The 14,382-nt window shown below is 59.3% G+C and carries 12 protein-coding genes; 10 read left to right on the top strand and 2 right to left on the bottom strand.

Annotation, left to right across the window (positions count from 1 at the left end; genetic code table 11):
- Positions 1-25 precede the first annotated feature (25 nt).
- Positions 26-727: a 50S ribosomal protein L25 gene (locus NET03_RS00650; RefSeq protein ID WP_252126958.1), complete on the bottom strand. Its 702-nt coding sequence runs from the start codon at positions 725-727 to the stop codon at positions 26-28.
- A 490-nt stretch (positions 728-1,217) separates the two neighbouring features.
- Here NET03_RS00650 and NET03_RS00655 point away from each other — a divergent pair, with 490 nt between their 5' ends.
- The gene (locus tag NET03_RS00655) at positions 1,218-1,685 is read left to right on the top strand and encodes a MarR family transcriptional regulator (RefSeq protein ID WP_252126959.1); all 468 of its coding nucleotides are present in this window, start codon (positions 1,218-1,220) and stop codon (positions 1,683-1,685) included.
- On the opposite strand, the gene NET03_RS00660 is transcribed toward NET03_RS00655, so the two are convergent.
- Positions 1,682-2,905 carry an MFS transporter gene (locus NET03_RS00660; RefSeq protein ID WP_252126960.1) on the bottom strand — a complete coding sequence of 408 codons (1,224 nt, stop codon included), beginning with the start codon at positions 2,903-2,905 and terminating at the stop codon, positions 1,682-1,684. The two genes, NET03_RS00655 and NET03_RS00660, sit on opposite strands and share 4 nt — an antisense overlap.
- A 247-nt stretch (positions 2,906-3,152) precedes the next feature.
- Here NET03_RS00660 and NET03_RS00665 point away from each other — a divergent pair, with 247 nt between their 5' ends.
- The 9 genes from NET03_RS00665 to NET03_RS00705 all read left to right on the top strand — a co-directional run bounded on the left by NET03_RS00665 (position 3,153) and on the right by NET03_RS00705 (position 14,375).
- Positions 3,153-3,719 carry a TetR/AcrR family transcriptional regulator gene (locus NET03_RS00665; protein WP_252127471.1) on the top strand — a complete coding sequence of 189 codons (567 nt, stop codon included), beginning with the start codon at positions 3,153-3,155 and terminating at the stop codon, positions 3,717-3,719.
- 607 nt (positions 3,720-4,326) lie between these two features.
- The gene (locus NET03_RS00670; protein ID WP_252126961.1) at positions 4,327-5,040 is read left to right on the top strand and encodes a phytoene/squalene synthase family protein; all 714 of its coding nucleotides are present in this window, start codon (positions 4,327-4,329) and stop codon (positions 5,038-5,040) included.
- 173 nt (positions 5,041-5,213) lie between these two features.
- Positions 5,214-6,089, top strand: coding sequence for an alpha/beta hydrolase (locus tag NET03_RS00675; RefSeq protein ID WP_353655762.1), 876 nt, complete (start codon positions 5,214-5,216; stop codon positions 6,087-6,089).
- Entirely contained in the window at positions 6,086-7,240 is a 1,155-nt protein-coding gene (locus tag NET03_RS00680; protein ID WP_252126963.1) for a glycosyltransferase family 2 protein, read from the top strand. The genes NET03_RS00675 and NET03_RS00680 overlap by 4 nt, the downstream gene beginning before the upstream one ends.
- Entirely contained in the window at positions 7,237-8,820 is a 1,584-nt protein-coding gene (locus tag NET03_RS00685; RefSeq protein ID WP_252126964.1) for a carotenoid biosynthesis protein, read from the top strand. Before NET03_RS00680 ends, NET03_RS00685 begins: the two co-directional genes overlap by 4 nt.
- Positions 8,817-9,830, top strand: coding sequence for a phytoene desaturase family protein (gene crtI, locus NET03_RS00690; RefSeq protein WP_252126965.1), 1,014 nt, complete (start codon positions 8,817-8,819; stop codon positions 9,828-9,830). Before NET03_RS00685 ends, crtI begins: the two co-directional genes overlap by 4 nt.
- A complete protein-coding gene (locus tag NET03_RS00695) occupies positions 9,790-10,350 on the top strand; it encodes an FAD-dependent oxidoreductase (RefSeq protein ID WP_252126966.1) in 561 nt (186 codons plus the stop codon). Before crtI ends, NET03_RS00695 begins: the two co-directional genes overlap by 41 nt.
- Positions 10,347-11,330: a 4-hydroxy-3-methylbut-2-enyl diphosphate reductase gene (gene ispH / locus NET03_RS00700; protein ID WP_252126967.1), complete on the top strand. Its 984-nt coding sequence runs from the start codon at positions 10,347-10,349 to the stop codon at positions 11,328-11,330. The genes NET03_RS00695 and ispH overlap by 4 nt, the downstream gene beginning before the upstream one ends.
- 138 nt (positions 11,331-11,468) lie before the next feature.
- Entirely contained in the window at positions 11,469-14,375 is a 2,907-nt protein-coding gene (locus tag NET03_RS00705; protein WP_252126968.1) for an FAD-binding and (Fe-S)-binding domain-containing protein, read from the top strand.
- The last annotated feature ends 7 nt before the right edge of the window (positions 14,376-14,382 follow it).

Genomic DNA, 14,382 nt, shown 5'->3' on the forward strand with positions numbered 1-14,382 from the left:
ATTGTGACACCGCAAACACGCGCCCTCATGATTCCCGTAGCTCGCGCTCTCGGACAGGTGTCGCACCCTGTTCCGCCAAGCGTGGGCGATCCCCAATCTCTTCAGCCAACACGTGTGCCGCCTCTTCGGCGATCTCGGCTTCCTCCGCTTCTTCGAGGACGACAACGACGACCTCCGGATCGGTCTCGAGTTCGACACCCGGCGGGAGTGGGATCTCTCCAGCATGGATTGCGGTACGCTCGCTCGAGAGCACACTGAGATCGACCTCGATATGCTCCGGTACAGCAGTCGGAAGTGCGCGGATTTCCAGTTCCGGCGTTTGGATCGTCACGACCCCTGCGACATCGGGAGCGACCTCCCCAACAGCCACGACCGGAACTGTCACGACGACCGGTCGCGCCAGATCAGGAGCATAGAACTCGACGTTCAGGATTTGCCGACTCACTGGATGGACCGCGACCTCACGGATAAACACCGGATAGGTCTTCCCATCTACGACCAATTCAACGAGTCGAGCTGTACCGGCCCAATGATAAACACGCTCGAAGTCCCGCTCATTGAAGCTCACCGGCACCGGGGTCGGCACAACTGGTCCAGAGATGACCCCAGGGGTCTTGCCGGAACGCCGAAGTTGCTTGACTTTCTTGCCCATGATCTCGCGTTGTTCGCAAGGTAGTACTGGATATTCCGCCATGGTTGCCTGCTCCGTCCCTCGCTCGATCTCCACGAATCCGTCGCCTTTCCACGTGCGCTAGCCTACACGAAGCACCGTCTCACGCCAAATCGACTGTGGTGCAACCTCCCCGATAGCTTTCCCAAGAATTGCTTAGCAGTTGAAGAGGGCGTGGGCACGGCGGTTGCCCCACCGGAAAAGGTCCTCTACACCAGGAGAGCGCCCATGGACGTGCAACGCCCCTGGACGAAGGAACAACAGTAGTCCAGCAGTAAACCAAACAGTGAGAACAGGTAACACCGCACGAGAGACGACTTTCGTTGCACGAACGCTGCTGCGGGGGACCGGAGCTTCCTTGAGAAATCACAGTAGCTCTACTCGAACCTTTTAGCACTTGTATCGAGCAACACACGAGACCGCAGGCCCGCGATCGCCCTAGGACTCTCATCCCCTTCATCCATGACCGATCGGCTACGAGAATGTGATACGCAACAGTCTCCAAAACACGCTAGGCTAAACGAGCAGAGCGCGGACGGTCAGTGATATGACTGCAGATCGGTTATCACAACAGAACACCCCCACTCAGGTGACAGAGCTCCTGCTGCAGGTCATTTTGACAGCACGGGTGCTCGGCATTTTGGTAGACGTAACACGTCGCGTCACAGTCAAACGAGACATGGTAGCACTACAATTGCTTACAACACTCGGTCCACTGCGCGCGAGTGAGCTTGCGGTGATGCTGGGAATCTCACGCGGTGCAGCAACACGGCTTGTAGACGGCCTTGAACGGGCAGGCCTCGCTCATCGCGAGTCTGATCCGCGCGATCGACGCGCCGTGCTAATAACGCCAACCCCAGCTGGGCGTCTTGCCGCACTCGCAGACATTGCACCGGCAGCGGTGCTCACTAAGGCACTTCTGCGTCTTGACACCAATCACGTCGTCGCTCTGCAGAGCAGCCTCGATGCGCTTCTGACAGAGTTACTGCGGGGTCTTCCACAATGCCGTCCTTAGGCCGGCACCTCCACATGCACACGCCGTTCGAGCAGCGGAAGAATTGAACCGGCGGCACCGAAGAGTGCACCAGCAACGAACGGCCAACCTGATCCAACTGATCCGATCTCCGCCAGCCAACCGGACATGACGGCACCAAAGACGACCCCAAGGGAGTAGAGTGCATAAAACAAACCGAAAGCCCGCCCGCGTGTCTCACCGGAACTGCGCCGGGCGACTTCCGCTGTTACTGTGGGGAACAGAAGACCGAAGCCGAAGCCGAAGACCGCAGCTCCGAGAAGGGTCAATCGCTCGATTGTGAGAGGTGACGAGAGTCCGAACCCGCTTGCGACGAGCAAACCGAGCGCAACCAGCCACACACCGACGACCGCTTTTACTGCCCACCGCTGGCGCAGCACCTGCCCGCCGAACGGACTGATCATGACGGCCGCAGCCACCAACCCGTACAGGCTGAAAGCCGTACCACGAACCACAGGCGAGATCCCCAGCGCTTGCAGCCGCTCGGGAACGTGTGTTACGAGAACGCCCAAAGCGATCGCAAACGTCAGAATCACCCAGTACGGTGCAGCTTGTTGGCGCACCAAAAGCGGCCAACGAGTCACCACCCTATCGGTGACTGAGCGTCGGGACTCCAGTGGCTGCAACGTATGACGGAACAACCAGAGCAGCGCAGCCGCGTTCAAAAGAAGCACTGCATCGAGCAAGAACACCCAGCCGAATCCAAACCATTCTTGCACAATGCCCGCTAATGCAGGAGCAACGATTGCCGCCAACGCGATGACTGCCCCATTCACCCCCATGACACGCACCCGGTCACCCGGCGACGCTACATCACCTGCGAGGGCAAATGCGCCTGGCGCAAGCGTCGCGACGACCAGCCCGTGGAGAATCCGTAGCACCATCAGCTGATCGGGCGAACGGGCGATTGAATAAGCGGCCACGACTACGGCCGTCAGGACTAAGCCGATGAGCAGAAGCCGGGTGCGTCCCCATCGATCAAGGAGCACCCCAGCCAGTATATTGCCGGGCAAATTAGCCATCGAATACGCTGCGACCACGAGCCCAACGAGTGTCGAGGATGCGCCGAGAACGACCGCGTACGGTGCAGCGATGGGAAATTGTACGAAGAGATCGAAGAAAGCAACGAACACGAGGATACGGACAACCCACAAAACGCTCTGATTACGCCGTACAAGGCGTGGGGTGCTTGTGCTCACCATCGGCCACCATTCCTCCCAAGCATGATCATACTTGATCACAAACATCCCGGGTATCCTGCGGTTGACCAGAAATGCAGGTTTTGTACCGAAACGGCACGCGAAGCGTCATCACTTTCCCTGTTATGACGGGTTCTGGAGGTATTTACCTGACTGTACCGGTCATTTGACGACAATGGAACGTTTTGGTATAGTGTGACTGGTCGTTCAGTAGAAGCCCAAGTCGGAGGAGGGTACTGTGGTGAGCTCGATGAGTGCTGCTCGCGAACGGGTTCAGGCCGCAGCCGAGCGGCTGTTTGCTGAGCGCGGTTACAAGGCGGTGACGCTCAGGGACATCGCCCAAGAACTAGGGATACGCCAAGCATCGCTCTACTACCACTTCCCTGGTGGTAAGGAGGAACTCTACGTCACTGTTACTGAACGTGGGCTCCAAGCACACCGTGAGGGACTGGAACAGGCCATTACCGCCGCAGGTGCCTCCCTGGAAGAAGGACTGCGCGCCGTATTGCTCTGGTTAGCAGGTCACGCGCCGGTCGACCTTGCCCGAATGCTCCTTGCTGACTTCCCAGCAATCTCCGAGGAACACCGGAAGCGCCTCACCGACCTCGCGCTCGATTGTCTCGTCCGGCCGATCGAATCCATGCTGCAGGCGGCGCGCCAGCGTGGCGAAGGGCGCGATGTCGATACCCGTTTTGCCGCGCTAGCCATCCTCTCGACCGCTGAGGCGATGCACGCGCAAGCTCGCTTGACCAACGCGGAGCCCACTGAACTCGTCAACTCAGCGCTGCCCTTGCTGCTGTCAGGCCTTCGCCGATAAGCTCTCGTCTAGCTGCCGGCGCGCGAGGGGACATGATCGCCTTCGCGCGCCGATACGCTGCGCATCACTGTGGGTACTTCCCTAAAAGGCGTCCCGGCAACAGGCCGCGGTCACCGTCCGATACCCTCGCAGACCGCGATAACCACACATCACGAACGAGCACTACTGTTGCTGAGCATCTCACGAATGAGCGATTACCAACGTGTCAAAATACCCCGGATCATAGGTCGGTCACCACAAACCTTGGCCCAGGGAAAACGGTTGACGCTGACCACACCCCTGGCAATTGACGTCCCCGCTTCTACCAGTCCGCTGGCCCCCAAGGGGTACACTCCTCGCAGTCTCTGCCCCTTTCAGCGATGCGAACATTCTTCACCGTGCCTACTGAGGACGCGAAAAATGGGGCGCTTCTGGACGATCTTTGCTGACGGGAGTTAGAGAAGATTCTCCCGTCGAATGATGTACTACAACACTTTCCTAAGCTTGCGACGATTGCGCTAAGAATCCGTTTTTTTCGAGGCCCGGTAAGGGAACCGATGACTGCTTTGCGGGAGAGCGGCCGAACTCCGTATACTAGTAGTGTGACTCGTCGCTGGTCATTGGAACTATGATTAGTTTGAATCACACGACCGCTGGTACCACGAGCGCGCTGGCCCTCCATCAACCGTCCTGGCAATTGATCCTCGCCCGCCACGGACGGAGCTTCTGGCTCGCCAGTCAGTTCCTCCCTCCCCGTGTGCGCCAAGAAACGACCGTTCTCTATGCATTCTTCCGTCTCCTTGACGATCTGGTCGACACAGGGATGGTCGCGGCCGAGCAAGCCCGGACAATGTTACTCAGCTGGCGGGATTGGCTCACCTCGGACTTCTCTTCTACTCCACCACTAGATCCTACACTCGCCACCGCGATCGCATCAATTTATCGGCACTATCGTCTCCCCGGCATCTATGCGCTCGATCTAATCGATGGTCTCATTGGCGATCTTCGCCCACGCCGCATCGAAAATTATGAACAGCTTTTGCATTACTGTTACTCCGTTGGGGGCACGGTGGGCCTGACCCTTGCCCCACTCCTCGGAGTTCGCTGCGCCCGTGGTGCACAAGCAGCGTGCACACTCGGACAAGCAATGCAGCTCACGAACATCGCGAGGGATCTTGGTGAGGACCTCCGCCGAGATCGGTTATACATTCCCCGTCAGGATCTTCGACGGTTCTCAGTGGACGAACACGAACTCTTCCGACTTGCTCGCAATTACGCACCAGCGCCACCTTCGGTGCGCCAGCTCGTGCGTTTGCAGAGCGTCCGGGCAAAGCTCTTCTAGCAACGTGCGAGGGACGGGTTTGCCTGCCTACCTGGCGATGTACGGTTCGGCATCATCGCAGCTGCAGAGCTTTATTCCTCTATCTTGATCGCAATTGAGCGGAACGACTACGACTCCATTCGCACCCGCGCAGTCGCTGGAGCCGACGATAAGCTCCTTGCGCTCCTCCGGGCCTGGCGGCTCCAACGACAGTTGCGGCGAGGGGAACAGAAACAATGTCCGACTTGTGGATGACCATCCGCACAGCCTTCCTTGGAGAGGAGTACCAGCCGTTTGCCTCGGAAGGGACCGCACCGGCATTTCTGATGATTCACGGCTTCCTCGGATCGCCAGCTGAGTGGAGGCCAATTGCGATGGCTCTCCACGAACGCGGACATCACGTCCTCGCACCGCTCTTGCCTGGTTTCGGCTCAAGCATTGAGGAACTCCCGCACGTGCGTCTGGAGGACTGGGAGGACGACCTGCGTCGCGCCGCAGCGACTCTTACCTCGTTCCAGTCGGTGATCGTGGTTGGCTTCTCGCTCGGCGGGGCCTTGGCACTGATCCTCGCTGCCCATTTTCAGCCGTCACACGTGGTCCTCCTGGCACCGTTCTCCCGCTTAGCGCTCCCCGCCGGGTACCGGATCCTTCTGCCCATTCTCGCGCGGCTCGGCGGCGGGCCTCGTCCTTTTGCCCGAACGGACTTCGACGATCCCTCAGTCCAGCAGGCGTTAAGTGGTTGGAACCCGCTGCTGGACCTGCGCAATCCAACCATCCGGAATCAGCTACGGGAGGTTAGGCTCCCTTGGCATCTCCTTCATCAACTGGCCCGCACTGCTTCAGAGGCCAGAAAGGCAGGGGAAGCCGTGCGTTGCCCGGTTACCATCATCCACGGCGTCGACGATGACACTGTCCCCCTCAAAGACACCGAACACCTACTCACCCGCTTTCACACACACGTTCGTCTTGAACGCGTCGCTGGGAACCACCAACTGGTCCGACCAGACCATCCGAGCTTCCCCCTCGTCTTGCAGAGGTTGACGGAACTCGGAGAGGCGTATCGGCCATGAGAGGATTTCTTCAGCCTGCGCTGATCGCCAAACTGGTTTTGACTCTCGCACAGCTCATGGTCGTAGGGCGACTCCTTGTCTCAGCATTCCAGCGCATTCCCCGAGACATGCAGGTGCATTCAGTTGGGGATCGCCAAACCGTGATGACGGTCATCATCCCGGTGTACAACGAGCAATCGCGTTTGGCCCCATGTCTTGAGGGTGTGCTCCGTTTCTCTCACGTGGTGCAAGAGATTCTCGTTGTGGATACCGGATCAAGTGATCGTACTCGTGCCCTGGCACAAAGTTATGCTGTTCGCGATCAACGGATCCGTGTTGTCTCCGCTGGCGAGCCACCGCTCGGGTGGAATGGTAAGAGTTGGGGCATCGTCCATGGGTTTGAGCTGGCAAGCCCTCAATCGAATTGGATCCTTCTGCTCGACGCTGACGTTCGTCCAAGTCCAACATTCCCTGATCGCCTGGTTGCAGCGTGTGAGGAACTCGGAGTACGCTGCGCCTCGGTCGCACTACTCCAAGCACCAGCGACCGATCCTCTGAGCTGGCTGCTCCATCCCGCGATGCTTACTTCCCTCGTTTACCGGGTTGGCTTACCAGGGCAAATCGCGCGTTCACCAGACCAGGTCTTTGCCAACGGGCAAGCGCTGATCCTCCATCGGCATCTTCTGGCGGCTCTGGACAATGGTCGGCGAGTGGCATTCGCCAATGCGGAAGATCTCGCCCTTGCTCGCTCGCTGTCCGCCATGGGCGAACCGATTGCCTTCCTGGATGCACTCGATGACTCATTCGTCACGATGTATCCAGAAGGTCGTCAAGTTTGGACCTCGTGGCCGCGTTCGCTCCACCTAAAGGAAACCCGGGGCAACTTCGCCGCGGTCCTCGATTTGGCACTGCTGACAGGTACGCAGGGAGCCTGGCTGCCATTGTGCCTCATAAGTCTCCGCTCTCCAACGCTCCGCCTGCCTGCCTTTCTCAGCGCTGCCGTCCGCCTCGGTATCCTTGCCGGAATGCGACGCGCATATCGGTGGCATTCGTGGTGGTATTGGCTGTCGCCTGCTGCCGATGTGCTCGTCGTTGCTCGAATTATCCAGGCAGCCACAGTGCAACGACCCGTGTGGCGTGGTCGCACGATTGGACAAGGAGGGCAACCGTGAGAGTGCTCCGACTCGAATGGTGGCTCTTTATCGCCTACGTGGTCGCACTCCTCTTCGGAATTGCAGGCATTTCCGTGGCACTCCAACAGCCGGAACTTTGGGCCCACCTTGAACTTGGCCGGACTGTTTACGCCTTCGACATGCGTTGGGGCGGCGTCCTCTATATCGTGCTGGGTGCTGCTGCCGTCTTTGCGTATGGCTGGAAAGCCTTGGGGCCCAGGAAGATTCTGTCCTTCTTCGGCCTGAGCGTTACCATCTCCCTGGCTGCCGAGCTTATCGGCACGAGTACCGGCTGGCCGTTTGGGAACTACAGCTACACCTACGGACTAGGACCGAAGGTATTGGACCGCGTTCCCTTCACAATTCCCCTGTCTTGGTTCACCGTTGGTCTCGCCAGCTGGTTGCTCGCCACTCAGGTCAGCGCCCGCTGGCTCGGCACTGCTCGCCCCCTGTCCACCATCCCGTTTGGCGTCTGGCTTCTGGTCGTTTGGGATTTGGTCTTAGATCCAGCAATGGCACACGACTCCTTGCAAGCTCGTTTTTGGGTGTGGCACCAGGCCGGGTCCTATTATGGGATGCCGGTCATCAACTTTGTTGGCTGGGCACTCACCAGCGCGGCATTCATGACGGCGAGCCGCTTCGCCTGGCGCAGTGACCCTCCGCTAACTGTGTCACCGAGCTTGCCGTTTGCCGTGTACAGCGCAAACCTGTTCTTTGCGGCAGCACTGTGTCTCGTCGTTGGACTCTGGGGCGCCGTCGCTATTGCGACGCTCCTCGGGCTTCTCCCCGCTTCACTCGCTGTCGTTCCGCAGAGACATCCATACGACCGAATGCACCACCCAGTAGCTCGCGCCTCCACACCTCGTCATCCAGCGATGAGCGAGAAAATGGCCTGGCTCACCTTGCGACTGCTCGCCCGCGTGACGCTCACTCGTCGAAGACTTGTTGTTTCCGGTCTCGAGTATCTTCCAGCAACTGGCCCTCTCCTTCTCGTTCCCCAGCACATCCATCACCTTGATGACGGACGCGTCCTCCTTGCTGGAATCCCCCGACAACTGCGGTTTATCGTGGCGCTTGACTGGGTTCCTACGCACTCCTGGCGCAGACTTATGGAGTGGCTCTGTCAGTTGGCAGGTTGGCCGGTCATTATCCGTCCAGCTGAGATCACTCGACCAGGTCTGCTGTACAGTCCAGCGGAGAGTCGGCAGCGCCTGTTTCGCGGGTTGCGCGAAGCGCTTGCTCGGCTTCTACGGGGGGAAGCCCTCGTCATTTTTCCCGAGGCGTACCCGATCATCGATCCGCACCTCCCTGGACGGCGAGTACACCACACAACGGTACACCTTGGGGCGCTGTGGCTCGCTGGACGTGCAGCGCGCACGTTGACGCACCCGATCCCAGTCGTACCAATTCGGATCCGGTACAGCGGCTCAGTTATTGTCCTTGACATCCAACCCGTCCTCTACGTTGGCCCTCGTGATTCTTTCCGCGCACTCGCCAACCAACTTGCCCAAGCGCTGCAAACTGGCTCAGAGGGGAACGTAGAAACGGCACGTGCGGTGTCAGCAGGAGGCATGGAATGACGAAGATTGTTGTCGTTGGAGCAGGATTCGGCGGCCTTGCCGCAGCGGTACGCCTGCTCGCCGCTGGCTATGACGTGACCGTGGTGGAAGCTCTCGAGCGCCCGGGAGGCCGGGCCGGCTGGTTGGAGCTCGGCCCGTATCGATTTGACACCGGACCGACCTTGGTCACACTCCCTTCGCTCTTCGAGGAACTGTGCCGTCTCGCCGGGACCACGCTCCAGGACGAAGTTGAACTCATCCCGCTGCGCCCAGCGTATCGGATTCTATTCAGTGACGGCAAGCAATTTGATTATTGGGGTGATGCAGCACGCGATGCAGAAGAAAATGCCCGGTTCGATCCGACTGCTGTCGGGACTTACCGAGCGTTTATCGCGACGACGCGCCACATTTACGAACGTGCCTTTGGCGATCTGGCACGCCGGCCTTTCGACCGCTTACCCCTGTTTCTGCGAGTTCTTCCTGAGTTAATCCATTTACGAGCCCATGAGAGCGTCTACCAATTCGTCTCACGGTACTTCCGTGAATCACATTTGCGTATGGCCTTTTCCTTCCACCCACTGTTCATTGGGGGAAATCCACTCCGAGCTAGTGCAATCTATAGTATTGTGCCTTATCTTGAACGTCTGGAGGGCGTGTACTTCGCCCGTGGCGGAATGCGTTCGCTCGTCGATCTCCTCACGCGGCTTCTTACCCGTTTGGGTGGCGAGTTACTCCTTGGGACTCCTGTCGAGCAGCTGCGCATCGACCCCTTGGGACGCATTCGCGGTGTCGTCCTCGCTGACGGACGACACCGCGAATGCGGTGGTCGTCAACGCAGACATCGCACGGACGGTCGTGGACCTTTTGCCGCCAGACACGACTACGGGCTTGCGACGGTGGATCCGTCACGCTCGCTACTCTATGAGCTGTTACCTGCTCTATGCTGGCGTGGCTCGTCGGTACTCCCAATTAGCGCATCACACGATCATTATGCCGCTCGATTATGTACAGCAGTTGCGCGAACTCTTTGATGGTCCAGGGACCCTCTCCGAGCTCGCGTTTTATCTGCATGCCCCGGCCCAGACCGATTCGAGCTTCGCCCCTCCCGGTCACGAAAGTTTGTATATCCTGGTCCCGGTTCCTCACCTCGGGCGACCTCTCAGCAACTGGAGTAATGATGCCCGTGAAGCATTCCGACAACGTGTTCTCACCACCTTGGAATATGTCCACGGCTTCACCAATCTGCAGGAATCTCTCCAGGCCTGGGCCGAGTGGACTCCGATCGAGTTCGACCGGATCTATCGCAGCATGTACGGGGCAGCCTTCGCCTTCGAACCAACTTTGTTTCAGTCCGCCTATTTCCGTCCGCACAATCGCTCCGGTCTTCCCGGACTCTACTTCGTCGGTGCTGGAACACACCCCGGAGCTGGAATTCCCGGGGTCCTGCTCTCCGCAGCAGTGACCAGTTCCCTCATCCTCTCAGAGATGCCGGCAGAGGCACCGTCAAAAGCGGTTATTGTCCCGAAGATCGTGGAGAGGGGGCAATTGTGACTGCACCGCGACAGACTGAGCCCATCGGAGCCAGCGAGCGCGAAGTCATCGTTGCCGATGTCCTTGGCTTCTGCTGGGGTGTCCGCAGGGCTTTAGAACTTGTTCGGATCGCTGCTCGCGAGCGACCAGTCGCTGCACTTGGCGACATCATTCACAACCCCGTTGCGGTTGAACAACTCCATGCAGATGGCGTCATTCCCGTGGTCGACGCCGTATCAGCGAAGGCCCAAGGCTTCACCCGCGTCGCCATCACTGCACATGGGGCTCCTCCACAACGGTATGAGGAGTGCGCAGACCTTGGCTTAGAAGTGGTCGATACAACGTGCCCACTCGTTACCAAGGTGCAACGACTTGCCCGTCGACTCGCGCAACAAGGGTATTTCATTGTCGTGTATGGAGACCGTTCGCATCCCGAGGTCCGGGGAGTCTTGGGGTGGGCCGCAACCAGCCGTGCTGTGGCAGTCTGTGACGTGTCAGAGCTGCCCTGGACGGGTCCACGTGGAAGCGAGACAGATGCACCACCGCCCCGCAAGGTGGCGCTCATCTCCCAAACGACAAAGCGAACCGATGAGTTCGTGCGGTTTGCGCAGTCCCTCTTAAGTTGGGTGCTCCCGCATGGAGGAGAACTGCGCGTCGTTAACACGATCTGTCAGCCGACCTGGGAACGTCAGGAGGCTTTGGCTCGACTGACCCAACGTGTTGACCTCGTCCTTGTCGTTGGGGGTCGCAAGAGTTCGAATTCAGCGCGCCTCGTTGAGCTTTGTCGAGACTATGGGATACCGAGTCACTTAATCGAACGGCCAGATGACGTAGATCCCCGGCTGGTTGAGGGCATTCAGCGAATCGGTGTTACCGCAGGAGCATCCACGCCAGACGAGGTGATCCTCGCAGTGATCCAGCGCCTCTGTGCCTTGGGATACCCTGCTCCAAAGCAGCTGTGGCAGACCGACGATCCCGAGGTCATTGACTTCATCGAATGAGCACCCACCCGCACTGCACCCGCGAATGCTAGACTGCTCCTGGACAGTGCCGTGGAGCAGGGCTGATGCCCAGCTCATCAAAGGGGGGCATACAGAGTGACGACCGTATCGGCTCGCTCGACACAAGGACCAAGCAGAATGTCTCAGGAGAGTACTCACGAGCTTGAACAAGCGTTGCGCTGGCGACTAGAGGGAGAAGTCCGCTTCGATCTTTACAGTCGCATGCTCTACAGCACTGACGCCTCGAATTACCAGATCGAGCCGATCGGCGTTGTGATTCCCCGCACCTACGACGATGTCCGTTGGACGATCGAGCTCGCCCGGCAATTTCGGGTACCAGTTTTGCCTCGCGGTGGTGGCAGCAGTCTCGCCGGACAGGCCGTCGGCCGAGCCATTGTCATCGACTTTTCGAAGTACCTGAACCAGCTCCTCGACGTCGATCCCAGCGCGCGTACAGCTCGCGTCCAGCCCGGCATTGTCTTGGCCCAGCTCAATGCGAAGCTCCGCCGCTATGGCCTCATGTTCGGCCCCGATCCAGCCAGTGCAGATCGAGCAACAATCGGCGGGGTGATCGGCAATAACGCGTCCGGCTCCCACTCGATACTTTACGGCATGACGGCCGATCACGTCCTTGAAGCGCATACGCTGCTCTCCGACGGCAGCGAACTCTCGTTTCGCTCGCTTCCGTGGGATGAGGTCGAACGCCGCGCTTCCTGCGATTCCCGTGAAGGGTTACTCTACCGCGAACTCCTGCGCCTCCGCACGCAATACGGCGAAGCGATTGCCCGTGAGTATCCCAAACACTGGCGCCGAGCGAGCGGTTATGGCCTTCCCGTCCTCCTCGAGCCCCAGCTGAACGTGGCGCGACTTCTGGCAAGTTCCGAAGGGACTTTGGCGGTCGGGCTTGAGTACACGTTGAACCTCGTGCCGCTTCCTCGACTCACCGGGCTCGTCCTTCTCCAATTCGATGACCTCGTCGAAGCGATGGAAGCGGTACCGACCCTGCTCGAGACGGAACCGTCGGCCGTAGAACTGATGGACGGACTGCTGATACGGCTTACCCGAGAACAACCCGGTTACGCGCCACGGATTGCGTTTTTACGCGGTGCCCCTGAAGCCCTGCTCATGGTCGAATACTATGCCGAGAGCGAGCAGGAGCTTCAGAGCAAGTTGGATCGGCTCCTCCGGGTAGTCGCAGAGCGCCGGCTCGGGCGTGATCCCATCGCGATCACCGACCGCCAGCAACAAGCCGACGTTTGGGCCGTACGCAAAGCCGGTCTTGGTCTCCTTTACAGTATCCGCGGTGATCTCAAGCCCATCGCCTGTATTGAAGATGTCTCGGTACCAGTCGAACACCTCGCCGACTATGTGCGTGAGATCCTTCGCCTCGTCGCTGAGCACGGGACAAAAGCTGCTTTCTACGCGCACGCCAGCGCCGGCTGTCTGCATGTCCGCCCCCTTGTGAATCTGAAGACGGCTGATGGCGTGCGGACGATGCGGGCACTCACCGAAGGCTCTTTGGAGCTCGCCAAACGGTTCGGTGGTGTGCTGAGCGGCGAGCATGGCGACGGTTTGGCCCGCGGCGAGCTCAATCCCCTTCTCTTCGGTCCCACACTCTACCAGTGCATGAAAGATCTGAAGGCCGCTTTTGATCCACTCGGCCTCCTCAATCCGGGGAAGATTGTCGATTGTCCGCCACTTGATCAGAACCTGCGGTACGGGCCGGACTATCGGCCGGTCGAGCCAAAGACCTTCTTTGCCTTCCGACAAGATGGCGGTTTCCTGCGCGCCATTGAGATGTGCAACGGAGCCGGCGTTTGTCGGAAGCTCGGTGTTGGGACGATGTGCCCCTCTTACATGGCGACACGCGACGAACGTGACACCACACGTGCCCGTGCCAACGCACTCCGCAACGCGCTTGCTGGGCGTATTCTCGAACCAAGACATTTCACTGACCCACGAACCTATGAGGTATTCGACCTCTGTCTCGCCTGCAAGGCGTGCAAGACCGAGTGTCCCTCGAGCGTTGACATGGCGCGAATCAAAGCGGAGTTTCTCGCGCAGTACTATGCCGTGCACGGGACACCGCTGCGTGCGCGGGCATTCGCGCATATCCATCTGCTGAACCGGTTCGGCTCACGCACTGCACCGTTCAGTAACCTCGCGCTACGAACTCCGCTCGGCACGCTCGCAAAGCGGGCTCTGGGCATCCACCCCAACCGCTCGCTCCCTTCCTTCGCCCGCGTCCCGTTTGATCGGTGGTTCCGCGATCAGCATATCCCTCGCACCGACGGGGTTCGCGGACCGGTCATCTACTTCCACGACACCTTTGCCACCTATAACTATCCCGAAATCGGGCGCGCAGCAGTTATGCTGCTTGAGGCGGCAGGCTACCAAGTCTTGGTGCTGGAACGACGACAGTGCTGTGGCCGCCCGATGATTTCGAAAGGGCTCCTCCGCGACGCACAACGCGTTGCGCGCGAGAACGTCGCACTCCTCGCACCCTTTGCACGCGCAGGTATCCCCATCGTTGGCACCGAACCAAGCTGCATCTTAACGTTCCGCGACGAATATCCCGACCTCTTGCCTCCATCAGACGACGTTACCATCGTTGCCGAACAAAGCTTTCTGCTCGACGAGTTCCTGTCACGTGCAGTCGAACGCGAGAGCTTGGCACTTCCCTTCCGTTCCGATCCAGGCCCACGTCTCTTGTTCCACGGGCATTGCCATCAGAAAGCCTTGGTAGGTGTCAAGCACACACTTGCACTCTTGCGCGCGGCAGGCTGCCAGGTGGAAGAGAGCGGCGCAGGATGCTGCGGTATGGCTGGCTCATTCGGCTATGAAACCGAGCACTACGAGATTTCGCAGAAGATTGGGGCAGATCGACTCTTTCCAAAGGTGCTCGAGCAGCCGCCGGAGACAATTGTGGTGGTAGCCGGTGTCTCCTGCCGCGAGCAAATTGCTCACTTTACGCAGCGTCGTCCGCTGCATTTCGCTGAGGTTCTGGTGCAACGACTCGATCGGGCACGCCTGGCAGTCTCCTGAGTTGTCC

Source organism: Thermomicrobium sp. CFH 73360, assembly GCF_023806465.1.
GTDB lineage: Bacteria > Chloroflexota > Chloroflexia > Thermomicrobiales > Thermomicrobiaceae > Thermomicrobium.